Origin of the sequence: Streptomyces sp. NPDC002176 (genome assembly GCF_044903645.1) — a bacterium.
Lineage (GTDB): Bacteria > Actinomycetota > Actinomycetes > Streptomycetales > Streptomycetaceae > Streptomyces.
Window position 1 is genome coordinate 489,508 of the sequence record NZ_JBJDQW010000001.1, and the last position, 21,474, is coordinate 510,981.

Annotated in this window: 19 protein-coding genes; 7 read left to right on the forward strand and 12 right to left on the reverse strand. The window is 72.2% G+C overall.

The features are described from left to right. Positions 1-121 precede the first annotated feature (121 nt). Positions 122-1,609 (reverse strand): alpha/beta hydrolase, encoded by a 1,488-nt coding sequence (locus ACI2LY_RS02170; RefSeq protein ID WP_404705414.1) that lies wholly within the window; start codon positions 1,607-1,609, stop codon positions 122-124. Positions 1,610-1,696: 87 nt separating this feature from the next. Between ACI2LY_RS02170 and ACI2LY_RS02175 the strand changes: the two genes are divergently transcribed. Continuing rightward, positions 1,697-2,653, forward strand: coding sequence for a MerR family transcriptional regulator (locus ACI2LY_RS02175; protein ID WP_404705415.1), 957 nt, complete (start codon positions 1,697-1,699; stop codon positions 2,651-2,653). On the opposite strand, the gene ACI2LY_RS02180 is transcribed toward ACI2LY_RS02175, so the two are convergent. Beyond that, positions 2,650-5,628: an ABC transporter substrate-binding protein gene (locus ACI2LY_RS02180; RefSeq protein WP_404705416.1), complete on the reverse strand. Its 2,979-nt coding sequence runs from the start codon at positions 5,626-5,628 to the stop codon at positions 2,650-2,652. The two genes, ACI2LY_RS02175 and ACI2LY_RS02180, sit on opposite strands and share 4 nt — an antisense overlap. Positions 5,629-5,829: 201 nt before the next feature. On the opposite strand from ACI2LY_RS02180, the gene ACI2LY_RS02185 reads away from it, so the two are divergent. Continuing rightward, positions 5,830-8,142, forward strand: coding sequence for an ATP-binding protein (locus ACI2LY_RS02185; protein WP_404705417.1), 2,313 nt, complete (start codon positions 5,830-5,832; stop codon positions 8,140-8,142). On the opposite strand, the gene ACI2LY_RS02190 is transcribed toward ACI2LY_RS02185, so the two are convergent. The 3 genes from ACI2LY_RS02190 to ACI2LY_RS02200 all read right to left on the reverse strand — a co-directional run bounded on the left by ACI2LY_RS02190 (position 8,106) and on the right by ACI2LY_RS02200 (position 10,796). Then, on the reverse strand, positions 8,106-8,570 hold the full coding sequence (locus tag ACI2LY_RS02190) for a response regulator (RefSeq protein ID WP_404705418.1): 465 nt from the start codon (positions 8,568-8,570) through the stop codon (positions 8,106-8,108). The genes ACI2LY_RS02185 and ACI2LY_RS02190 overlap by 37 nt on opposite strands. Next, the gene (locus ACI2LY_RS02195) at positions 8,567-10,351 is read right to left on the reverse strand and encodes a PP2C family protein-serine/threonine phosphatase (protein WP_404705419.1); all 1,785 of its coding nucleotides are present in this window, start codon (positions 10,349-10,351) and stop codon (positions 8,567-8,569) included. The genes ACI2LY_RS02190 and ACI2LY_RS02195 overlap by 4 nt, the downstream gene beginning before the upstream one ends. Positions 10,352-10,622: 271 nt before the next feature. Further along, positions 10,623-10,796 carry a CsbD family protein gene (locus ACI2LY_RS02200; protein ID WP_135784856.1) on the reverse strand — a complete coding sequence of 58 codons (174 nt, stop codon included), beginning with the start codon at positions 10,794-10,796 and terminating at the stop codon, positions 10,623-10,625. Positions 10,797-10,940: 144 nt separating this feature from the next. On the opposite strand from ACI2LY_RS02200, the gene ACI2LY_RS02205 reads away from it, so the two are divergent. Both ACI2LY_RS02205 and ACI2LY_RS02210 read left to right on the forward strand, forming a co-directional pair. Next, positions 10,941-11,111 carry a hydrophobic protein gene (locus ACI2LY_RS02205; protein ID WP_404705420.1) on the forward strand — a complete coding sequence of 57 codons (171 nt, stop codon included), beginning with the start codon at positions 10,941-10,943 and terminating at the stop codon, positions 11,109-11,111. Positions 11,112-11,391: 280 nt separating this feature from the next. Then, on the forward strand, positions 11,392-11,628 hold the full coding sequence (locus ACI2LY_RS02210) for a hypothetical protein (RefSeq protein WP_404705421.1): 237 nt from the start codon (positions 11,392-11,394) through the stop codon (positions 11,626-11,628). Between the two features lie 93 nt (positions 11,629-11,721). Here the strand turns inward: ACI2LY_RS02210 and ACI2LY_RS02215 are convergent, their stop codons facing one another. The 7 genes from ACI2LY_RS02215 to ACI2LY_RS02245 all read right to left on the reverse strand — a co-directional run bounded on the left by ACI2LY_RS02215 (position 11,722) and on the right by ACI2LY_RS02245 (position 18,882). Beyond that, complete coding sequence (locus ACI2LY_RS02215) at positions 11,722-13,449, reverse strand: thiamine pyrophosphate-dependent enzyme (RefSeq protein WP_404705422.1); 1,728 nt, start codon at positions 13,447-13,449, stop codon at positions 11,722-11,724. Between the two features lie 87 nt (positions 13,450-13,536). Continuing rightward, positions 13,537-15,123 (reverse strand): FMN-binding glutamate synthase family protein, encoded by a 1,587-nt coding sequence (locus ACI2LY_RS02220; RefSeq protein ID WP_404705423.1) that lies wholly within the window; start codon positions 15,121-15,123, stop codon positions 13,537-13,539. A 119-nt stretch (positions 15,124-15,242) separates the two neighbouring features. Then, complete coding sequence (locus tag ACI2LY_RS02225) at positions 15,243-15,419, reverse strand: hypothetical protein (RefSeq protein WP_388998269.1); 177 nt, start codon at positions 15,417-15,419, stop codon at positions 15,243-15,245. 91 nt (positions 15,420-15,510) lie between these two features. After that, a complete protein-coding gene (locus tag ACI2LY_RS02230) occupies positions 15,511-17,001 on the reverse strand; it encodes a sulfatase-like hydrolase/transferase (protein ID WP_404705424.1) in 1,491 nt (496 codons plus the stop codon). Positions 17,002-17,077: 76 nt separating this feature from the next. Beyond that, complete coding sequence (locus ACI2LY_RS02235) at positions 17,078-17,392, reverse strand: hypothetical protein (protein ID WP_404705425.1); 315 nt, start codon at positions 17,390-17,392, stop codon at positions 17,078-17,080. A 60-nt stretch (positions 17,393-17,452) separates the two neighbouring features. Next, positions 17,453-18,103: a superoxide dismutase gene (locus ACI2LY_RS02240; RefSeq protein WP_404705426.1), complete on the reverse strand. Its 651-nt coding sequence runs from the start codon at positions 18,101-18,103 to the stop codon at positions 17,453-17,455. Between the two features lie 137 nt (positions 18,104-18,240). Further along, on the reverse strand, positions 18,241-18,882 hold the full coding sequence (locus tag ACI2LY_RS02245) for a superoxide dismutase (RefSeq protein ID WP_404705427.1): 642 nt from the start codon (positions 18,880-18,882) through the stop codon (positions 18,241-18,243). Positions 18,883-19,095: 213 nt separating this feature from the next. On the opposite strand from ACI2LY_RS02245, the gene ACI2LY_RS02250 reads away from it, so the two are divergent. The 3 genes from ACI2LY_RS02250 (at position 19,096) to ACI2LY_RS02260 (ending at position 21,458) form a co-directional block, all read left to right on the forward strand. Further along, positions 19,096-19,728 (forward strand): precorrin-8X methylmutase, encoded by a 633-nt coding sequence (locus tag ACI2LY_RS02250; RefSeq protein ID WP_404705428.1) that lies wholly within the window; start codon positions 19,096-19,098, stop codon positions 19,726-19,728. 120 nt (positions 19,729-19,848) lie between these two features. After that, a complete protein-coding gene (gene tsaD, locus ACI2LY_RS02255; protein WP_404705429.1) occupies positions 19,849-20,901 on the forward strand; it encodes a tRNA (adenosine(37)-N6)-threonylcarbamoyltransferase complex transferase subunit TsaD in 1,053 nt (350 codons plus the stop codon). Next, a complete protein-coding gene (locus ACI2LY_RS02260; RefSeq protein WP_404705430.1) occupies positions 20,898-21,458 on the forward strand; it encodes a GNAT family N-acetyltransferase in 561 nt (186 codons plus the stop codon). Before tsaD ends, ACI2LY_RS02260 begins: the two co-directional genes overlap by 4 nt. Positions 21,459-21,474: the final 16 nt, after the last annotated feature.

The window sequence follows — 21,474 nt, forward strand, 5'->3', positions numbered from 1 at the left end:
GCACCCCGGCGCGGGCGTTGGCCCGGCGGCGAGGTGCGGGGAACGTAGCACGGAACATTCTTCAACGGAATCACTCAGGACCGATCAGAAATCAAACCCGTTCGCCCACAGGGGGTGTGGGTCAGGCTCCGAGGTGGCCGAGCACTCGGCGCATGGTCTCCCGTATGACCGAACGCGCCTCCTCGGTGTGGTCCACCGTCTCGAAGCCGTGACGGCAGTGCGGGGCGACGATGACCTCCACCTTGGCGCCGCACTGACCGGCGGCGTCCAGGAAGCGCTCCACGGTCGCGTCGAGCATCGGGTCCTCGAGACCGACGCGGGTGAGCACGATCGGCAGGTCCCCCGCGCCGCGCACCGCCGCCGCCGGACGGAACCGGTCGCCGTCCGTGCCGTGCCCCGGAATCGGTTCCAGCAGTGGGTAGTTGGCCGCGAGGCACCGCAGCCACGGCGGCGGCGCGGAGAGCCACGGTGCCGCCATCGGACTGGCGCCGGAGAAGAACCAGAGGGCCACTCGGTCTCCGTCGACCCGGGGATGCGCGCGGATGAGGTCGACGGCCGCGGACACGTCCTCGGCGGCGCGTACGAGGTCGTCCGGCGCGTGCAGCCGGTGATCCAACGTGACGCCGACGACGCCGAGTTGGGCGGCGAGACTGGCGTACCCCGTGAAGGTCGGCCAGTCCCGTGGCGTCGGTCGCATACCGGCGGGCAGCGGGCCGCCGTGCACGAACAGCACCGCGGGGCGCGGCCCTTGGTCGTCGGGCAGATAGAGGTCGACACGCTCCCCGCGCTCCCGCGCCCGTTCCGGCACCTCCACGGCGAACGGCCGCAGGTGGTCCGGTACGTGGTCCGCGGGGAGCGCGAGGCTCTCCCCCTCACCCGCCGCCGCCTGCCGCAGGGCCTTGGCCAGCAGGTCCGGCTCGGACAGCATCGGCCAGTGTCCGGTGGGTACTTCGAGGAAGGTGTTGCCCGGCTCGGTGAGCAGGCTCAGCCGCGGGTCGCCGAGGGACGCCATCCAGCGCAGCCGCTCGATGGTCGAGCCGTCCGCCGGGCACAGGACTCCGGTCCTCGGGATGCGGGCGGCGCCCTCGGAGAGCCGGAGCGGCTGGGTGAGCGTGGCGGCGGGCTGCGGCAGGGCCCGTACGGTGAGCTTGTCGAGTACGGCGTGGGTGAGCCCCTCGGTGCTGCCCAGCCGCTGCCACTCCTCGCGCGTCGGCGGCGGCACCTCGGTCGCGCCGCTCGCGGGTCGCGGCAGGGCGGGGAGTACGTCGAGGGCGGTGTCGCCGTCCCCGGGCAGCCCGGCCGCGTCCAGGTGGACGACCCGGACCACCCGGTCCCGGCGCCGGTCGGCGGCGCCCAGCGCCGGAAGCAGGCCGTAGCCGTGCCCGACGACCACCACGCGCTCCCCCGCCGCGTCGACCTGGCGGATCACGTCCGCGATGTGCGTCTCCAAGTCGGCCGAGCCATCGCGACTGTCCGCGGAGAGCGTCGCGCAGAGCACCCGCGCCCCCGCCCGCCGCAGCACCGCCGCCACCCGATCCCACACCCAGTCCCCCGTGTGCGCCTCCGGCACCAGGACGAACGCGGCCTCGGCCCCTGTGTCCACTGTCATCCCCGACTCCTCCCATTGATCCGGCGCGGCCCTGTCGTCGGCCGCGCGCCGCTACCGTAGGAACTCCCCCTGGAGGAGGTTCAAGGCGTGACCGGCAGTACTTCGTGGAGCATCGGGGAACTCGCCGCGCAGGCGGGCGTCACCGTGAAGACCGTCCGCTTCTACTCCGACCAGGGGCTCCTGCCCGAGACCGGACGCAGCTCCGGCGGCCACCGCCGCTACGGCCGGGAAGCACTGGGCCGACTGCGGATGATCCGCTCCCTGCGCACCCTCGACCTCCCGGTACCGGACGTGGGCCGGGCCCTGGACCGGGACGACGCGCTGGAGGGACTGGTCGCGGACCGCCTGCGCGAACTGCGGCCCCAACTCACCGCGCTGCGCTGGCGGGAAGCCGCGCTCCACCTCCTCACGGACTGCGCGCCGGACGAGCGAGCCCGGCGGCTGGACCTCATCGGCGCCATGGGCCTTCCGCCCGACACCGACGTCCTGGCCCGCTTCTGGCGACGGTGGCTCTTCCCGGCCCGACTGCCCGCACCCCTGCTGGCCGGGATCGTCGACACCGCGGTACCCGCACCGTCCCACGACCCCACTCCGGCGCAGGTGCTGGCCTTCGGGCGGCTGCGGGCGATCGCCACGGCGCCCTGTCCGCCGGACCGCCTGGCCCGCCCGCCCGCGCCGAAGCGGTTCGGAGACGGCTTCCGCCCCGCCGTCCTCTACTCCGGGCTCAAGGAGGCGTACGACCTCGCCGCCCCGGAGCTGCGGGCCGGGCGTGCCCCGGCCGGGGGTGAGGCGCTGGACCGGTTCGTCGGGGCCTGGGCGGAAGCCGGGGGCGCCCGTGACAGCGAAACGTTCCGGCACCGGCTGACCGGCGTCCTCGCCGACGAGCCCCGCCTCGACCACTACTGGGACGTCGTGTCCGAGCTGGCGACCCCGTCCGGCGCCGCGCCGGAGCCCACGCCGGGCGCGGCCGAGGCATGGCTGCGCGAGGCGCTCACGAGCACCGCTGGAGACCCGGAAGAAGACCTCCGGGTGCGATCGGACTAGGGACGCGGCTGCGGGGAGGACGGGGCTTTGCGGTCCACGTCGCACTCCTTCTCGGTCAGGGGGCGCCGGTCGCCCGCGCGGCGGGAGCAGAGGACGGTGCGGTCGTAGTGGGCGCCGCCGGTGTTGGCGACGCGGACGAGGGAGATGGCGTAGTTGTCGCGAGTGCCCGGTTCGAGGCCCTGGTCGTGGGCGTTGTCCTGGGTGACGGCGGTGAAGTCGATGCGGCCGGTGGCGAGGTTGTCGATGTTGGTGCGCAGCAGGCCGGACCATGCCTCCGCCCGGCCGCGCGGCTGTCCGTCGCCGGTCGCGGCGCGGTAGAGCACCTCGGTGGCGTCGTGCATGAGCATCGTCTGGCCGTCGCTGAGCGCGCTGTCGGTCTGCGGGGTCGCCGCGCTCAGGCCGAGGATCTTCTCCTGGTCGGGGCCGAGCTTGCGGAGGTTGTTGACGAAGATGGTGCCCTGGTTCTTGGTGCCGGGGGCGGTGAGGACCAGGTGGTAGAGGGTGACGTTGGCGGCGACGCTGCTGCGCTCGGAGTCGAAGCCCGCCTGGGAGAGGTCGTCCCCGGCGAGGACCGCGATCTGCTTGCCGTTGCAGCCGGGCTCGGAGGTGATGCCGTCCATCAGGGCGTTGACGTCCTCGGTGCGGCCCGCGAAGTAGACGACCCGGGGCACCTCGCCCTCCTGGCAGATCTGGTCGACCTGGCGGCCGAGGACCGGGCGGCCGTTACTCAGTTCGTACCGTTCCAGCCGGTCGACGCGGTAGCCCACGTCGGTGAGCATCCGGGCGCCGTGGTCCATCTGTTCGCGGGTGTAGCGGTCGTGGGTGACGGGGCTGCGGCCGAGGACGACGGCACGGCCTGCGGTGCCGTAGCCCTGGGTGCCCGGCGCGCGCAACTGCTGCGCCAATAGCCTGAGTTGCTGTACCTGCCACTGGTCCGTGGCGGCCAGGTTGAAGAAGTTGGGCTTGTCGAGCAGCCAGGTGCCGGAGTTGGTGCCGGAGACGACGGGGAGTTCGGCCTGCCGCAGGGTCTCCAGCACCTTGTCGGTGTCGGTCATGTCGCGGCCTATGCCGACCACACCGACGATCGTACGGTCCCGGCGTGCCACCTCCACGATCCGCTCGGCCATGGTGAGCTGATTGGCCATGTCCGTGCCGCCGTTGGCGACCAGCAGGCGCAGCTTCACCGGCTGGGAGGCGTTGTTGGCGTGCTGGGCGATGTAGGCGCCGCGCAACTCCTCGAATCCCTTGACCAGTTGGTCGTCGTTCTTGCCCTCCGGGTCGGGTCCGCTGAGTGGACCCGCGTAGACCAGCGTGACGTAGCTGCTGTTGCCGATCGACGCGTTCTCCTCGCGGATGAGTTCCTGGAGCTGCCGTGCGACCGGGAAGGTGACCCCGCCGGTCGCCACGCCGACGCACTCGGCGCCCTTGCCGCTCGACGCCTCGACGCGGCGGGTGTCCTGGTTGGCGCCACGCAGGTCGCTGGAGCAGTACTGGCTGGTCAGCCGGTGGTCGCGGACGCCGAGCCCGAGCCCGGTGGCGGCGAGGACGAGGGCCAGCGCGGGCAGTGACCACAGCCAGGTCCAGCGGGGGCGCCCGGTGGCCAGCCGGGAGCGGCGCGGGGAGCCGACGCCGAGGTCGGGGTGGAGCAGCAGCCCCTCCGGCAGAGGGACTCGCAGCACCCACGGCAGGGTGCTGCCCTCCAGGCTGGGCGACTGGCTGACCCGGCGGGCGCGGTTCCAGCTCGCGTACCAGGCGGGCAGGTCGGCGCCGGAGCCGTTGAGGTGGCTCGCGGCGGGCTCGGCCGCGTAACTGCGCTGCAGCAGGCCGATGTCGTCGTGCCGTACGGCGGCGACGACCAGCAGGGGGTCGAGTTCGCTGCGGATGCTGCGGATGTCGCTGATGGCGCGCAGGAGTTCGATCAGGCCGTTGTCGGCGGTGGCGTCGGGGAGGACGAGCACGGGCGGGGTGGGGCGCTTGCGTCCGCGCAGGTCCAGCGACCAGGCGCGGTGTGCGTCGCGCAGGTCCTCGCGCAGGGCGTGCACCCGCAGCTGGAGGTGGCGGCGCTGGGCGTCGTCGTCGCCGCTGCCGGTGCGGTGCTCGTCGAGGAGGCCGCCGTCCTGGATGTCCCGCGCCACGGCGGCGACCCGCTGGCGCACCGCGCCCGGCGGCCAGAGCCGCAGCAGACGCCAGGTGAGGCCCTCGCCGCGGTCGGCGCGCGGGCCCTGGTTGAGGTAGGTGGTGCTGAGGAACCAGCGGACCTCGCGGCGCAGCCCGAGGAACACGGGCGCGCGTCCCGGCAGGATGCTCAGGGCGAGCAGCGCGGCCATCACCACGGCGAGGAACAGCAGCGTCACGTACCAGGGCTTGTCGGTGATGAGGACCGCGACGACCGCGATGAGCAGGGCGGGGACGGTCCGGGAGGCGTCGGTGGCGGCGTCGCGCAGCCTGGCGGTCCACTGGATGCCGTCGGGCCGCCAGCCGGTGCGGTTCAGTCCGTGCAGCAGCTCGTCCGGTTCGGCGTCGGGCCCGGCCTCCCGGACGACGTTCTCTATGGCGAGGAGCAGCTCGCTGCGCGGGAAGGTGTACTGGCCGTACTGGCGTCGGCCGCCGCGCCAGGCGTGCGGCTCCACGTACGGCTCGCTCCCGGACCGGGCGGGCCGGCCGCCCAGGGCTTGGACGACCCGCAGGGCGCGCACCATGGGGCTGCCGCCGTCGGTGGGGTCGACGAGCGCGGACTGCCGGACGGCGGCGAACGGCACGCCCCGCGAACGCAGTTCCTGCCGCAGCTCGGCGAGGCTGCCGCGTACGGCCTCGTCGCCCTCCGGTGATCCGCCCTCCGCGTAGAGCACGAACTCCGGCAGCGCCATGGGGCTGCGGCGCCGGAACGCCTGGAAGATCGCGTCGAGCATCTCGATGAGGTGCGGGGTGGTCGCGTAGTGCCGTCGGCTGTCTGCGCTGCCCGGGCGGGTCTGCAACTCGTGCTCCTCAGGGTCGACTTCGTACTCCGTTCGGACAAGGAGTGCTGTGCAGTCTGCCCAGCCGGTGTGCCGTGCGAGGGAGAGTGGCACAAATGTGACCAGCTCGCAGCGGGACGGGCATCGGAGGACGGAAGCGGGCGATCGGCGGGTGGCTTTGCCATCATTGCCCTTTCGCCGATCGAAAAGGGTGGGTCTCGGATGGACGAGGACTGGTTGTCCCAGCGTGTGCGCAGCGCGGAGGCGTCCGTCGCGGGCGGCTTCGACCTGTCGGCGTGCGTGACCGAGCGGATTCATCTGCTGGGCGGGGTGCAGTCGTACGGCACCCTGCTGGCGGTGGACGCGGCGACCGGTGTGGTGGACACCGCCGCCGAGAACACCGGCGCGCTGCTCGGGGTGGACGCGGCGGAGCTGGTGGGGCGGCCGGTGACGGCGGTGCTGGACGCGGAGGACTGGGCGGAGGCGGTGGAGTCGGCCGTCGAGGGCGATTCGGTGGCCGTGGCGTTCCCGGTGACCGCGGGCACGGAGCCGGTCCGGTCGGCGTTCGACCTCGGGGTGCACCGCCGGGACGGTCTGGTGATGCTGGAGTTCGAGCCGCGGGAACCGGGCGACACGCTCCGCTTCGCCGGTTTCTACCAGGGTGTCCGGCGGGCGCTGCGGCGGCTGCGGTCGGCCACCACCGTGCTGGACTGCTGCCGGGCGGCGGCCCGCGAGGTGCGGGCGCTGACGGGCTACGACCGGGTGGTCGCGTACCGCTTCGACGGGACCGACGGGCCCGGCGAGGTCGTCGCCGAGGACCTCGCCGAGGGGCGCGAGCCGTGGCTCGGGCTGTGGTTCCCGGCGACGGACATCCCGCCGCAGGCCCGGCGGCTGTACGAGGAGAACTGGATCAGGGTGATCGCGGACGTGGACGACCCGACCGCCCGCCTGCTGCCCCCGGTCCGTCCGGCCACGGGTGAGCCGCTGGATCTGTCGGGGGCGGCGCTGCGTACCGTCTCGGAGTTCCATCTGGAGTATCTGCGCAACATCGGGGTGCGGTCCTCGATGTCGGTGTCGCTGCTGCGGGAGGGGCGGCTGTGGGGGCTGATCGCCTGCCACGGGGACACCCCGACCCGGCTGGCGCCCGAGGTGCGCTCCGCGTGCGAGCTGTTCGGGGTGGCGTTCTCCATGCAGCTGGCCGCCATCGAGGAGCGGGAGCGGGCCGACGCGCTGGCCCGGTCCGGGCGGGACGCGGCGGCGGTGGCCGAGCTGCTGGACGCCGACGTGGACGGTTCGCTGCTGCGGCACGAGGCGGAGCTGCGGCGGCTGGTGGACGCCGACGGCGTGCTGCTGGTGCGTGGCGGGCGGGCGTCCGGGGCGGGCCTGGCGGTCCCCTCGGAGCTGGCCGCCGCGCTCGGCCGGTACGCGGTACGGCTGCGGTCCGGCGAGGTGTGGGCGACGGACCGGCTGGGCGAGCTGCTGGCCGAGGACGGGGTGGACGTGCCCCTCACGGCGGACGGCCCGGCCGGGGCGCTGATGCTGCCGCTGGGCCCGGACGGGGACTTTCTGGCGTGGCTGCGCGCGGAGCGCCCGCTCCCCCGCGCCTGGGCGGCGGACCCGGCCCGGCCGGTGCTGGTGGGCCCGCGCGGCGAGCGGCTGACCCCGCGCGGCTCGGGGGCGGTCTTCCGGTCGATGATGCGGGGCCGCAGCCTGCCGTGGAGCACCCACGACGAGGCCGCCGCGCTCGAGATGGGCCGGTTGTTCACCCGGCTGGTGCTCCGGCACGCGGATGAACTGGCCGCGCTGAACGACGAGTTGCGGCTGACCAACCTGGACCTGGACTCCTTCGCGCATGTCGCCGCGCATGACCTCAAGGAGCCGCTGCGGGGCATCGCCAACGCCGTCACCTTCACCCTGGAGGACGCGGCGGACGGCCTGGACGCGACCAGCGTGCGTCGGCTGGAGACGATGCGGCGGCTGGCCGCGCGCATGGACGACCTGCTCAACTCCCTGCTGCACTACGCCCGGATGGGCCGGGCGGGGCTGCGCCGCACCGACGTGTCCCTGGACGAGATCCTGGACCGCGCGCTGGAGGTGGCGGGCCCCCGGCTGGCCGAGGAGGGCGTGGCGGTGCTGCGTCCCGAGCCGCTGCCCCGGGTGAGCGCCGACGCGGACCGGGTCTACGAGATCCTGCTGAACCTCCTGGTCAACGCCGCGAAGTACGCCGCCGACCGGCCCGACCGCACAGTGGAGATCACCATGGAGGACGCGGTGCCGCCCGGTACGGACTCCCCGGTGCCCTCGGTGGTGGTGCGTGACAACGGGATCGGTATCGCGGCGGAGCTGCACGAGGAGGTGTTCGACCTGTTCCGGCGGCTGCACGCCCCGCAGGAGCACGGCGGCGGCACGGGCGTGGGCCTCGCCGTGGTCAAGCGCATCGTGGAGCGCCACGAGGGACGGCTCTGGCTGCGCAGCGCGCCCGGCGAGGGCACCGCGTTCTACTTCACCCTGGGCGAGGACCGGCCCGCCGACTGACCCTTGTTCTGCTGCCAGTAGTCCAGGGCGCCCTTGAGGACGGTACGGAAGAGGTCGAAGTTGAGCGGCTTGTAGATGTAGCTGTCCGCCCCGGCCGCGTAGCAGGCGTCGACCTCGGCCGGGGCGGTGGAGGAGGTGAAGACCACCACGGTCATCTCCGCCAGCTCCGGCCGGGCGCGCAGCGACTTCAGCACCGCGAAGCCGTTCATGCCGGGCATGTTGAGGTCGAGCAGCACGATGCCGGGCACCTCGGGGGCGGCCAGCAGCCGGTCGACCAGGCCCTCGCCCTGCGAGCTGAACTCCAGCCGCAGGTGCGGGTGGGTCCGGGACACGGCGCGCTCGATGGCCTCCGCGTCCTCCTGCGAGTCCTCCAGGACGAGGACGCGCTCCATGTCGAGCGGCTTCAGGGGTACGTGGTCCGGTGTCATCGCTGTCCTCTCACCCGTGCGATCAGCACGGCCGTGTCGTCGTCGCCCCGGTGCCGGAACGCCGAGGCGGCGGCCACGATCCCGGCGGCCGGTTCGGCACCGCCCGCCAACTCCCTTACGGCGGCGGGCAGATGTTCCTCGAAGTGGGTTCCGTCGGCCGACCGGGCCTCGATCAGCCCGTCGGTGAACATCATCACGGCGTCCCCCTCGCCGAGGCGGCCCCGTACGGGCTCGTACGTGGTGCCGGGGACCACCCCGAGGAGCAGGCCGTGCGCGGGCACCTCGGTGACCTCGCCGTCGGCACGGCGGAGCAGCGGGAAGGGGTGGCCCGCGGCGGCGACCTCGGTGTCCCAGCCGCCGTCGGCGGGGGTGAGGACCATGACCAGGGCGGTGACGAAGCGCGAGGCCCGCTCGTCGGTCAGGACCCGGTTCAGCCGGGTCAGCGCGGGGCCCGGCGCGGTGCCGTCCTCCAGCAGCGTGCGCAGGGTGTGCCGGGCCAGGGAGGTGAAGGCGGCCGCCTCCGCGCCGCGCCCGCACACGTCGCCGATGAACAGGGCGACCTTGCCGCCCGTCGCCACCACGTCGTAGAAGTCGCCGCCGACGTCGAGGCTGGTGTCGCCCACCTCGTAGGCGGCGCTCAGTTCGAGTCCGTCGACCTCGGGCAGGGCGCGGGGCAGCAGATGGTGCTGCAACAGCCTCACGTGCTCCCGCCGTTGGGCGTAGAGGGTGGTGGTGTCGATGGCGAGGGCGGCGCGTCCGGCCAGGTTCTCCAGGGTGCGCGGGTCGGCGATGCCGTCGTCCTCGCCGCCGTAGAGGAAGGTGAGGGTGCCCAGGGTGCGGCCACGGGCGCGCAGCGGGCTGACGCTGAGAGCGGACACGGCGAAGGGGGCGTCGGCAGTGTCCGGGGCGAAGGGGCCGCCCGCCAGGTCGGCGCCGCGCAGCACCACGCTGTGCCGACCGGCCGCGGCGGCGCACAGGGTGGTGTCCAGCCAGGTGTCGTCGTGCGCGATCCGGGCGAGCCGTTCCTGTGCGGTGACCGCCACATGGGCCACGGCCACCGGTTCGAGCCGCCCGTCGGGGCGGAACAGGTGCACCGCGCATCCCTCGGCCACCGCGGGCACGGCGAGCCGGGCCACCCGGCCGAGGGTCTCCTGCACATCGAGGCTGGCGTCCATCTGGAGCGACGCCTCGGCCAGGAACGCGTCCCGGGCCTGCCGTCGCTCGTCGGAACGCGCCGCCAGGATGCGCTCGTTGCTGGCCATCAGCACGTCGGCCACCTGCGTGAGCTGTTCGCCGAGCCGCTCGACGGTCACCGGGTCGGGCAGGTTCTCCAGCCCGACCCAGAGTCCGGCGGTGTCGCCGGTGGCCAGCGGGAAGACGCACTCCAGCACGACGGCGGCCTTGGAGTCGAGCAGCGGCCCCTCCACCAGGGGCAGGTGCGCGCGGTCCGGCCCGGCCAGGTCGTACAGGCGGGACAGGGGCTCGTCGCCCGCGTCGGCCGAAGGCGGAAGCGTGGGACCGCCGGGCCAGTCGGGTGCCGTGGGGAGCCAGGTGACGGGGTCCTCGCCACCCGCGGCCAGCATCCGCATGTACTGGGGTTCGCGGACGCCCCAGCGGGCCCCCACCACGACGACCGCGCCGGGCAGCTGGATCAGTGCGCGGTACACCTGGTCCGCGATCCCCGTGACGTCCTCGACAGCCATGGCGTGCAGCCACAGCTGGTGCAGCCATTGCCACCAGGCGCCGGGCGCCGGGGGCGACGGACTGGCCGGAGTGTTCACGCGGGTCTCTCCATGGGTCCCCATGCTAGGCGCAGCGGCCGGGAAGACACCGGACGGGGTGCTCGCCCGCGGAACGCGACGAATTCGCCGGGGAAATACTCTGGGCGGAGAATGGACTGGCGTCACGATTTCACACCACCGTCGGTGACGAACGGGAAACGATTTCGGAATTCTGTATTCTGTGGCACGAAAGAACGGCGCGCGGCGGAACCTCGCACCTCGATCGGTGCCGGTTCCGCCGCACGCCGTTCGTCCGGAGCGGGCCGCCGGATCAGTCCTTGGCGGCGTCCTTGAGCTTCTCCTTGGCCTGGCGGGCGTCGCCCGTGGCCTGCTCGGCGCGGCCTTCGGCGGTCAGCTTCTCGTTGCCCACCCCGCGGCCCGCGGCCTCCTTGACCTTGCCGCTCGCCTGCTCGGTCGTGGCCTTGGCCTTCTCGCTGGCGCTCATGCCGCTCACCTTTCGCTGTGCCGCTGTTGCCTGACGAGATGGCGGATGGCCACTTCTCCGGTTCGTAAACCCCGTGAACCGGATGTGATTCAGGTGTGTGTGCGGCGAGGATGCGGGCATTCGGCGGCCAGGAGGTCGATAAAAATGGTTCCCCTGATTCTGGTTCTTCTGCTGGCTCTGATTCTTTTCGGTGCGGGCTTCGCGCTCAAGGCGCTGTGGTGGATCGCGGTGATCGTGCTCGTCGTGTGGCTGCTCGGCTTCATCGTGCGGCCCGCCGGGAGCGGCGGCCGCAAGGGTCGCTGGTACCGCTGGTAGAGCGCGCCCGCGTAGCGAAGTGGCCCGGCCGGAATCGGCCGGGCCGCTTCGTCATGTCCGGGATCGGGCGTATCGCCGCCCTTGCCGGGGTACCAGGGAGTACGTCGGCCCCGCGGGGGGCCGCAGGGGAACCCTGCACCTCCTACCCCCGCGGGGCCGACCCGCGCCCGCCGTGCCTCTCTCCCCCGCTCGGCGTCACTCGTTTGCCCGACACCGGGTGCGCCCCGCACGGCCGCCACGGAACGTGGTGCAGGTGTCGTCCAACCCGTGAGGGAGAGTCATGATCATCAAGTTCCTGTACGACAAGGGTCTGCGCAGCGAGCACGCCAACACGGTGGCCTGTGCGGCCATCGGCCTGTCCATCGCCTCCTGGTTCACCTCGCGCAAGGTGGAGGGGCAGGGTCTGGAGCGGGCCGACCGCTGGGGCATATTCGTCGCCACCTGGCCCGCGACCTGGTTCGGCCTCGGCCAGGCCCTGCACCAGTACGAGCGGAGCGTCCTCGCCTTCGGGCGCTGACGGCGACGCGTCCCTGTCGCGGCCGGTAGCCCCGGCCCGGCCATGAGCGGCGGCGCCCGGTGTTCTCCACCGGGCGCCGCCGTCCGGCGTTGTTCAGCGGGTCGAACTCGACAGGTTCTCCCGGACCTTGGCGATGGCGAACCCCCAGCCCTGCTGGACGGTCGTCTTGCCGGGGACGGCGATCTCGTCGGGGTTGGTGAGCACGTCCAGCAGGACGGGTCCCGGCTCGGCGAAGGCGCGCTTCACCGCGTCGGCCAGCTCCTCGGGCCGGGTGACCCGGATGCCGGTGATGCCGAGGGCCTGGGCGACGGCCGCGAAGTCCGGGTTGTCGAGGACCGTGCCGAACTCCGGCAGCCCCGCCTGCTCCTGCTCCAGCTTGACCATGCCGAGGCGCTGGTTGTCGAAGACGACGAGCTTGACCGGCAGCCGCTCGGTACGGATGGTCATCAGGTCGCCCAGCAGCATGGACAGCCCGCCGTCGCCGCAGAAGGCGACGACCTGCCGGTCCTTGTCGAGCATCTGCGCGCCGATCGCCTGCGGCATGGCGTTGGCCATCGAGCCCAGGTTGTAGGAGCCGAGCAGACGGCGGTCGCCGCGCATCTCCACGAACCGGGAGAGCCATACGGTGGCCATGCCGGTGTCGGAGGTGAAGATGGCGTCCTCGTCCGCGGCGGCGTCCACGGCGGCGGCCAGCGCCTCGGGCCGTACGAGGTGCGAGCGGTTGTCGAACTTGGAGCGGACCTTGCCGAGGAGTCCCCTGTCGTGGCCGGGCGAGGCGAGGTCGCGCTGTCCGTCCTGCCACTTGGTGAACTTCTCGCGCGCCGAGTCGAGATGGTCCCGGTCCGTGCGCTGCTCGACGCGCTCCAGCAGTCCGCGCACGGTCGGGCCGACGTCCGCCGCGAGTCCGACGTCCACCGGCACCCGGCGCCCGATGTGCTCGGCGACCCGGTCGATCTGGATCACCTTCTTCCCCTCCGGATACCAGTCGCGGTACGGGAAGTCGGTGCCCAGCAGGACCAGGGTGTCGGCGTGGTCCATCGCGTGGGCGGCGGCCGGGTTGCCGATGAGGCCGGTCTGGCCGACCTGGTACGGGTTGTCGCCCTCGAAGCCCTCCTTGGCCTTGAGGGTGATCACCATCGGCGCGGCCAGCCGCTCGGCCAGCGCGAGCACCTCCGTACGGCAGCCGCGCGCTCCCCGGCCGACGAGCAGGGTGACCTTGCCGCCGTCGTCGATCACGGAGGCGGCCTCGTCCAGCGCGGGGTCGTCCGGCCGGTTGGCGGAGCCGGTCAGCGACAGCCGGACCGGCCGGTCATCGGGCAGCTCCTGGTCGCCGATGTCGCCGGGCACGGTGAGTACGGCGACACCACGGCGCCCGACGGCGGTGCGCACCGCGACCTCCAGCAGCGCGGGCAGCTGCGCGGGCGAGGTGACGGTGGCGCGGAAGACGGCGACGTCCTTGAAGAGCAGGTCGTTGTCGACCTCCTGGAAGTAGTCGGTGCCGATCTCCGCCTGCGGGACCTGTCCGGTGATGGCCAGGACCGGCGTGCCGCTCTTCGCGGCGTCGTAGAGGCCGTTCAGCAGGTGGACCGAGCCGGGACCGACCGTGCCCATGCAGACCCCGAGCGTGTCGGTCAGCTGGGACTGGGCACCGGCCGCGAAGGCCGCCGCCTCCTCGTGGCGGCAGCCCACCCAGGACACCGCATCGGAGGTGCGGATGGCGTCAGTGAAGGGGTTGAGCGCGTCGCCGACGACGCCGAACACCTGGCGTACGCCGAGTTCCTCCAGCGTGTCGACGAACAGACGGGCGACGGTGCGGGCCATGGGGTGTGTCCTCTCCACGGGCCCTCGCGGCCCGCTGCGGTCGTACGGCGGACGGTGTGCCGCCGTACCGGTACGAGTGCCTGCGGTTCAGCCGGCGAAACGGTCCGGGTCGGCTGCTTTCCAGTCGGCGGCCCAGGCGGCGGGCGGCCGCTCGATCAGCTCGCCGGGGGCCAGCCAGTCGTAGAGCCCGGCGTAGGAGCGGAAGTCGCCGGTCGGGGTGTCGCGGCGGCGCAGCATCTCCGGGCGCAGGTCCTTCGGGTCGGTGACGCCCATCGCGGCCATGATCTGCTGGGCGCTGCGGACGGTCGCCTCCTGGTAGCGGCGGACCCGGTCGGACTTGTCGGGGACGTCGAGGGCGCGGGCGCGGCGCGGGTCCTGGGTGGTGACGCCGGTGGGGCAGCGGTTGGTGTGGCAGCGCTGGGCCTGGATGCAGCCGACGGCGAACATCATGCTGCGGGCCGCGTTGGTGTAGTCGGCGCCCATGAGCAGCCGCTTGACGAGGTCCGCGCCGGTGGCGACCTTGCCGCTGGCGCCGACCCGGATGCGGTCGCGCAGTCCGGCGCCGGTCAGGGCGTTGTGGACGGTGATCAGCCCTTCGGTGAGGGGCATGCCGAGGTGGTCGGCGAACTCCAGCGGCGCGGCGCCCGTACCGCCCTCGGCGCCGTCGACCACGATGAAGTCGGGGGTGATCCCCTCGGCCAGCATGGCCTTGCAGACGGCGAGGAACTGGGTGCGCGAGCCCGGACAGAGCTTGAACCCGACCGGCTTGCCACCCGCCAGCTCCCGCATCCGAGCGAGGAAGCGGACCAGCTCGCGCGGGGTGTGGAACGCGCGGTGGTACGGCGGTGAGATCACCGTCTCCCCCTGCGGGACCCCGCGCACCTCGGCTATCTCGGCGTTCACCTTGCTGCCGGGCAGGACGCCGCCGATGCCGGGCTTGGCGCCCTGGGAGAGCTTGAGCGAGACGCACTTGACCGAGGGGTGGGCCGCCTTCTCGGCGAACTTCTCGGCGTCGAAGCCGCCGTCCTCGGTACGGCAGCCGAAGTAGCCCGTGCCGATCTCCCACACGAGGTCGCCGCCGGGGCGCAGGTGGTACTCGGAGAGGCCGCCTTCGCCGGTGTCCTGGGCGAAACCGCCGCGCGCGGCACCGGTGTTGAGGGCGAGGACCGCGTTGGCGGAGAGGGAGCCGAAGCTCATGGCGGAGACGTTGAGCAGGGCCATGTCGTAGGGCTGGGCGCAGTCGGGGCCGCCGATCCGGACCCTGGGCGGTGTGTCCGGGGTGTCCACGGGGGCCATCGACGGGACCAGGAACTCGTAGCCCTGCTGGTACATGTCGCGCTCGCTGCCGAAGGGTTCCTCGGCGTCGATGCCCTTGGCCCGCTCGTACACGATGTTGCGGGTGTCGCGGTCGTAGGGGCGGCCGTCGAAGTTGCGCTCGACGAAGTACTGCTGGAGCTCCGGGCGGATCGCTTCGAGGAGGTAGCGGGCGTGGCCGAGCACGGGGTAGTTCCGCAGCACCGTGTGACGGCACTGGAGGAGGTCGTAGCCGCCCAGCAGGCCCAGGGCCCCGAGGACGCCCGCGGCGAACCACCACCAGGGGGACGCGAAGACAGCGGCGGCGGCCGCGGCCGCGGCACCGATCAGAAGGAGACCCACGGCCCCGAAACGCACCATGTGCTTCCCGGTAACCGCTGCCGCCGCGCTCATGCAGTGACCGGGTAAGGAACGCACATGAGTTCGGCATGGCCGCGCCGGGCGGCCGAGTCACCGCTCGACCGCCCGGCGCGGAGGTTTCAGCGTCTGCGGCCGCGGGTGTTCCAGCCCGCGCCGATGCCCGCGACGTGCAGCGCCAGCACGGCGAGGCCGATCAGCATGATGTTGGTCGAGCTGAAGACGTCGTTGGTGGAGATGTCCGCCGCGTTGATGAGGAAGGCGATGAAGAAGAGGACCGCCGAGATGATGGCCAGCACGATGTGCTCCCGTTCGGGTGAGTGAGGTCTTCCGGAACACAGACCTGATGCCCGTGAAGGGGTGCGCCAGTCACCTCGGCGGCACTGCCTTTCACCGCTCGATGTGTCCGGCCTTCCGGCACGCCTCGGCGCCCTCGCATTTCTGAAGATCCGTCAATGTCTTGTGCAGCGCGTCCTGTTGGGCCTTGGACAGCGAGGACGCCCGGTTGTGCAGCTGGTCCGGGTCGCTCTTGGTGTCGTAGTACTCGCGCTCGCCGTCCGCGTACTCGACCCACAGCGCGTCCGGGGTGCGGATGGCCTCGTACGAGGGCGGGTTGCCGCTGTTGTCGTCCGCCGCGTCGGGGTCGTCCTTCTTGGAGGCGGGGTGATGGTGTTCGATCAGCACCGCCTGGCGCCAGTCGGTCACCTGCTCGCCGCGCAGGAGCGGAGCGAGGCTGTCGCCGTCGGTCGTCCCGCTCGGTTTCACCCCGGCGAGGTCCTGGAAGGTGGGGCTGAGGTCGACGTTCGCGGCGGGCTGGGTGATCTTCTTGCCCGCGGCCACGCCCGGTCCCGCGACGACGAGCGGCACCCGGATGTCGGTGTCGTACGCGGTCTGCTTGCCGGGGCGCAGCCGGTGCTCGCCCATGTGGAAGCCGTTGTCGGAGCTGAACACGATGTACGTGTTGTCCGCGAGCCCCTTCGCCTTCAGCTCGTCCCGTACGCGCCCGATCATGTCGTCCACGGCCTGCACGGAGCGGGCCCGCTTGGCGAACTTCTGGTCGATGGAGCGCTGTTCGTCGGCGGAGAGGGGCTTGAGGCCGCTCTGCCACTGGGGCGTGGGCTCGGAGGGTTTGTCGTAGGCGGGGGTGCGGGGTGCCTTGAGGCCGGGGAAGTCCTTCTCGTCGCGGGGCGCGGGGGTGGAGGGGCCGTGCGGGGCGAAGGTGGCCAGTTCGAGCACGAAGGGCTTCTTGGCCGCCGCCGAGGAGTCGATGAAGTTGGTCGCCTTCTTCGACACCACGTCGGTGAGGTAGTCCTCGGGGTCGTGGCCGTACTTCACGACCTTGCCGTTCTCGTTCAGGCTGTAGTTGAACTCGGGGTAGCCGTTGCCCGCCACGTCCCACTCGTCCCAGCCCGGCGGGACGTAGGGCTTGTCGGTGCCGTGCTGGTCGGCGGGGAGGTAGCCGTTGAGGTACTTGCCCATGAAGCCGGTGCGGTAGCCGGCCTTCCGCAGGGCCGGGCCGTAGCAGTCCTTCTCGTTGCCGTTGCGGTTGTAGGCCCCGTATCCCCCGTCGTCACCGTTGTTGGTGAACACCCCGGTGTTGTGGGGGTACTTGCCGGTCAGGATCGAGGAACGGGACGGGCAGCACAGGGAGTCGGTGACGAAGTAGTCGGTGAACGAGGTGCCGTCCTGCTGTAACTGCTTCACGTTCGGCATGTACTGCACGAGGTTGGTGGCCAGGTCGTCGGTGAGCACGAAGACGATGTTGGGCTTCTTCAGGGCGGTGGCCGTGTCGCCGCGCGCCTCGGTGCTTCCCGGTGCGCCGCAGGCGGCGAGCAAGAGGGCCGCGGCCCCCAGGGCGCCGAGCAGCCGATGTCGCTTCATCGTGGTGAGACCTCCGGTCGGGGATGGGAGGGCAGCACCGTAGGAACCGACTCTGTCGAAACTCTGTGGAGGCCCGTCACTCCGGGAAATCGGCGTCGAGCCCCGCGAGTCCCTCCTCCCACCGCCGACGCCGCCGCTCCCCGGACTCCACCCACCACGGCGTCCCCCGCTCCCCCAGCGCGACCTTGGCCCGCTGCACGCGGGCGCGCGCCGCACGCTCGGCGTCCTGGTCCCCGGCCGCGCGGACGGCCCGCCGCGCCGCCATGAGATGCCGACGCAGCCGGGCCGCGATGTCCTCGGGCACGTCCGGGTCCGTCGCCCGCCAGCGCCGTCCGCCGATGACGACGAAGTGCCCGTCGGGCGTCTTCTCGGGCGGGGTGTGTGCGGGCATGCCCCGATTCTCACCACTACGGGCCGCGGCGGCGACCGGGGCACGCCCGCGGGAGTCGGCTCAGTGCTGCGGCAGCAGCATCGCGTCGCCGCGCTCCTTGGCGGCGGCGTAGCGCTTCGCCACGTCCTGCCAGTTGACGACCTGCCACATGGCCTCGATGAAGTCCACCTTCTGGTTCTTGTACTGGAGATAGAAGGCGTGCTCCCAGGCGTCGAAGACCAGCACCGGGACGGAGCCCTGACCCACGTTGCCCTGGTGGTCGTAGATCTGCTCGACGATCAGGCGGCCGCTGAGCGGCTCGTACGCCATCACGCCCCAGCCCGAGCCCTGTGTGGTGCCTGCGGCCTTGGTCAGCTGGGTCTTGAAGCCCTCGAACGTGCCGAAGGACTCGGCGATCGCGTCGGCGAGGTCGCCCAGGCCGTCCTGCGCCAGGGGCTCTCCGCCGCCCTCGTGCGGGGCGGTCATGTTCTGCCAGTAGATGCTGTGCAGGACATGGCCGGAGAGGTTGAACGCGAGGTTTTTCTCCAGACCGTTGGTGCAGCCCCAGGAGTCCGTGTCCCGGGCCTCGGCGAGCTGTTCCACCGCGGTGTTCGCGCCCTTGACGTAGGCGGCGTGGTGCTTGTCGTGGTGCAGCTCGATGATCTCGGGGCTGATCACCGGGGCGAGCGCCGCGTAGTCGTACGGCAGTTCCGGGAGCGTGTACAGCGCCATTGCGAACGTCCTCCGCTGTTATTGCCTGTGATATGCAAATGCACGTTAACAGCAACAACCGGACAGAACGCCGAAGACGGACGACACCTCCCCCACGTGTCGAGAGGGAGGTGCCGTCCGCCGTACGCCCGTGCGGGTCAGGGCGCGAGCAGCAGGCTGTCGCCGCGCTCCTTGGCGGCGGCGTAGCGCTTGGCCACGTCCTGCCAGTTGACGACCTCCCACATGGCCTCGATGAAGTCCACCTTCTGGTTCTTGTACTGCAGGTAGAAGGCGTGCTCCCAGGCGTCGAACACCAGGACCGGGGTGGAGCCCTGGCCGACGTTGCCCTGGTGGTCGTAGATCTGCTCGACTATGAGGCGCCCGCTGAGCGGCTCGTAGGCGAGGACGCCCCAGCCGGAACCCTGCGTCGTCGCGGACGCCTTGGTGAGCTGGGCCTTGAAGTTCTGGAACGAGCCGAAGGACTCGGCGAGGGCGTCCGCGAGTTCGCCGACGCCGTCCTTGTCGAGCGGCTCGCCGCCGCCCTGGCCCGTCATGTTGTGCCAGTAGATCGAGTGCAGGATGTGGCCCGACAGATGAAAGGCCAGGTTCTTCTCCAGGCCGTTGATCGAGCCCCAGGACTCCTTGTCCCGCGCCTCCGCCAGCTGCTCCAGCGTGTCGTTCGCACCCTTGACGTACGCCGCGTGGTGCTTGTCGTGGTGCAGCTCGATGATCTCGGGGCTGATCACCGGGGCGAGCGCCGCGTAGTCGTACGGGAGCTCTGGGAGCGTGTACACCGCCATGGCCGATGTCCTCCGATGTAATTGCAAGGGATGTGCAGTTGCACGCTATCAGCGACAAGTTGCCCCGCTGATCGGGCATCAGTCCTAGGACCGGAGGCCGACCTCCGGTCGCGGGTGGGGGCGTGGGTATGCTCACCGCCAGGTCCGGGGCTGCGGGGACGACCTCCCGAGTCACCAGCCGGACGGCAGCGGCGAGAAAGGCAGCGCGGCACGGTGAGTCCCCACGTCTACGAGAAGAACGGGGCGGCCATCTACCGCCAGTCCTTCGCCACCATCCGCGCGGAAGCGGACCTCACGGGTCTTCCCGCCGACGTCAGCCAGGTCGCGGTCCGCATGATCCACGCCTGCGGAATGACCGACCTCGTCCGGGACTTGGCGTACACGCCTCAGGTGGTGGCCCGCGCCCGCGAGGCGCTGCGCGCCGGGGCACCGATCCTCTGCGACGTGCGGATGGTGGCCAGCGGGGTGACCCGCAAGCGGCTGCCCGCCGACAACGAGGTGCTCTGCACCCTGTCGGACCCGGCCGTTCCGGAACTGGCCGCGAAGCTCGGCACCACGCGCAGCGCGGCCGCGCTGGAGCTGTGGCGCGACCGGCTCGAGGGCGCGGTCGTGGCCGTCGGCAACGCGCCCACCGCGCTCTTCCGGCTGCTGGAGATGATCGAGGAGGGCGCCCCCCGCCCCGCCGCCGTCATCGGCGTCCCCGTCGGCTTCGTGGGCGCCGCGGAGTCGAAGGACGCCCTGGCCGGGCATCCGGCGGGCCTGGAGCACCTGATCATCCGCGGTCGGCGCGGGGGCAGCGCCATGGCCGCCGCCGCGCTCAACGCGATCGCGAGCGAGGAGGAGTAAGGCCCGGAGGCTGCGACGCTTCCCCGCACCTCGCGGCCGTACGCACGGCCGTGTTCACGTCGGGGGCGTTCTTATTGCACACTACTTGCAATAGCTTACGCAGCGCAGAAGGGAACGGCCGTGGGCTCTCCGATCGTGCTCGGGATCGAGTCGTCGTGCGACGAGACCGGGGCGGGGCTCGTCCGTGACGGGCGCCTGCTGGGACATGCGGTGGCGTCGAGCATGGACGAGCACGCCCGCTACGGCGGAGTGGTGCCGGAGATCGCTTCCCGCGCCCATCTGCACGCACTGCGCGCCGTCGTCCGCCAGGCGCTGGACGACGGCGGACTGCGGCTCGGCGACATCGGTGCCGTCGCCGTCACCACGGGTCCCGGGCTGTCCGGCGCCCTCCAGGTGGGGCTGGCCGGTGCGAAGGGGATCGCGTACGCGCTCGGAGTGCCGCTGTACGGGGTGCACCATCTCGCCGGGCACGTGGCCGCCGACACCCTGGAGCACGGGCCGCTGCCGGACCCCTGCATGGTGCTGATCGTCTCCGGCGGCCACACCTCGCTCCTCCTGGTGCGCGATCTGGCGCGGGACCCGATCCTCCACCTGGGCGACACCCTCGACGACGCCGCCGGAGAGTGCTTCGACAAGGTCGCCCGCGTCTTCGGGCTGCCCTATCCCGGCGGTCCCGCCGTCGACCGGGCCGCCCGCGACGGAGATCCGCGCGCCGTGTCCTTCCCGCGCCCGCTGCCCGGCTCGTACGACTTCTCGTTCTCCGGGCTGAAGACCGCGGCCGCGCGCTGGGCGGAGAGCCATGCGGACCGTGAGCTGCCGGTGGCCGACGGCGCGGCCTCCCTCCAGGAGGCCATCGCCGACGTGCTGACCCGCAAGGCGGTGGCCGCCTGCGCCGAGCACGGTGTGAACACACTTGTCGTGGTGGGCGGCGTCGCGGCCAATTCACGGGTGCGTTCACTCGCCGAGGAGCGCTGCCGGGCGGCCGGGATCGAGCTGCGCGTGCCACCGCTCCGGCTGTGCACCGACAACGGCGCGATGATCGCCGCCGTGGGCGACCTCCTCGTACGGGCCGGGGCGCGCCCGGCGCCGCTCGACATGTCGATCGACCCGTCGGCGCCGCTGGAGTACGCCGCGCTGCATCCCGGCTCGGCCCTGGCGGGTGCGGGGCGATGAGCATCCGGGTGTACGCGGGGGCCGAACTCCTCGAACTGGGACCGGCCCTGCGGTCGGCCTATCTGGACACCTTCAGCGCACCTCCCTGGTACGAGGGCGAGGCGGAGGCGGACGCCTTCGCGGCGCGGCTCGTCACGAACGTCGAGCGTCCGGGGTTCGTCGCGGCGGTGGCCGGGGAGGAGGTCACCGGCTTCGCCACCGCCTGGACCACCCCCGCGCCGTTCCCCACCGACCGCTCCTACGCGCAGGCCGCGGCCGCACTCGGCCCGGACCGGACCAGCGCCTGGCTGTGCGGCGCGCTCGAGATCGACGAACTGGCCCTGCGCCCGTCCGCCCAGGGCACCGGCCTGGGCGCCCGCCTCCTCGACGCCGTCACGCGGGACTGTCCGGAGGGCAGGGCCTGGCTGCTGACCTCCCAGCGGTCCGCGCGCGCCATGTCGTTCTACCGCCACCTGGGCTGGCACCAGGCCAGCCACCCCTGCGCCGACGGTGACGGCCTCGTCGTCTTCCTCGGCCCCCGTCATCCCGCCCGGCATCTGACCGTCCAGCCCCTGTAGTCACCCGGAGGACGCG

Bases quoted from the DNA above. Each gene is read 5' to 3' on its own strand.
- ACI2LY_RS02170 (WP_404705414.1), bottom strand. From the start codon at position 1,609: ATGACAGTGGACACAGGGGCCGAGGCCGCGTTCGTCCTGGTGCCGGAG.
- ACI2LY_RS02185 (WP_404705417.1), top strand. From the start codon at position 5,830: ATGGACGAGGACTGGTTGTCCCAGCGTGTGCGCAGCGCGGAGGCGTCC.
- ACI2LY_RS02190 (WP_404705418.1), bottom strand. From the start codon at position 8,570: ATGACACCGGACCACGTACCCCTGAAGCCGCTCGACATGGAGCGCGTC.
- ACI2LY_RS02200 (WP_135784856.1), bottom strand. From the start codon at position 10,796: ATGAGCGCCAGCGAGAAGGCCAAGGCCACGACCGAGCAGGCGAGCGGC.
- ACI2LY_RS02205 (WP_404705420.1), top strand. From the start codon at position 10,941: ATGGTTCCCCTGATTCTGGTTCTTCTGCTGGCTCTGATTCTTTTCGGT.
- ACI2LY_RS02210 (WP_404705421.1), top strand. From the start codon at position 11,392: ATGATCATCAAGTTCCTGTACGACAAGGGTCTGCGCAGCGAGCACGCC.
- ACI2LY_RS02215 (WP_404705422.1), bottom strand. From the start codon at position 13,449: ATGGCCCGCACCGTCGCCCGTCTGTTCGTCGACACGCTGGAGGAACTC.
- ACI2LY_RS02220 (WP_404705423.1), bottom strand. From the start codon at position 15,123: ATGGTGCGTTTCGGGGCCGTGGGTCTCCTTCTGATCGGTGCCGCGGCC.
- ACI2LY_RS02230 (WP_404705424.1), bottom strand. From the start codon at position 17,001: ATGAAGCGACATCGGCTGCTCGGCGCCCTGGGGGCCGCGGCCCTCTTG.
- ACI2LY_RS02235 (WP_404705425.1), bottom strand. From the start codon at position 17,392: ATGCCCGCACACACCCCGCCCGAGAAGACGCCCGACGGGCACTTCGTC.
- ACI2LY_RS02240 (WP_404705426.1), bottom strand. From the start codon at position 18,103: ATGGCGCTGTACACGCTCCCGGAACTGCCGTACGACTACGCGGCGCTC.
- ACI2LY_RS02245 (WP_404705427.1), bottom strand. From the start codon at position 18,882: ATGGCGGTGTACACGCTCCCAGAGCTCCCGTACGACTACGCGGCGCTC.
- ACI2LY_RS02260 (WP_404705430.1), top strand. From the start codon at position 20,898: ATGAGCATCCGGGTGTACGCGGGGGCCGAACTCCTCGAACTGGGACCG.